The sequence below is a fragment of the Psychrobacter proteolyticus genome (assembly GCF_038155145.1).
Classification (GTDB): domain Bacteria; phylum Pseudomonadota; class Gammaproteobacteria; order Pseudomonadales; family Moraxellaceae; genus Psychrobacter; species Psychrobacter proteolyticus_B.
Genome location: NZ_JBAKAY010000090.1, coordinates 1 through 228, shown reverse-complemented (window position 1 = coordinate 228; position 228 = coordinate 1). Strand labels below are relative to the sequence as shown.

The window sequence follows — 228 nt, the reverse complement described above, 5'->3', positions numbered from 1 at the left end:
CTGCTCGCCCTCGCCCGCAAATACTTGATACGGCTCGATATTAGGATGCTGTATACCCAACCTTGGCGGTATCTTATCGGAAGCCAAATGATTCATGCCGACATTGGCCAGGATAGCCAGTGCACTGTCGAGCAATGCCACATCGACATGTTTACCAACACACGTATTTTGAGTCGCCTATAGTGCCGCCTGAATACCAATCGTCAACTGCAAACCTGCAAACAAATC

The 228-nt window shown here is 49.1% G+C and carries 1 pseudogene; it reads right to left on the bottom strand.

Features of this window, described 5'->3' with window-relative positions:
• Positions 1-159 (bottom strand): annotated as a pseudogene (locus V6252_RS13100) (CoA transferase); the annotation flags it as partial.
• Positions 160-228: the final 69 nt, after the last annotated feature.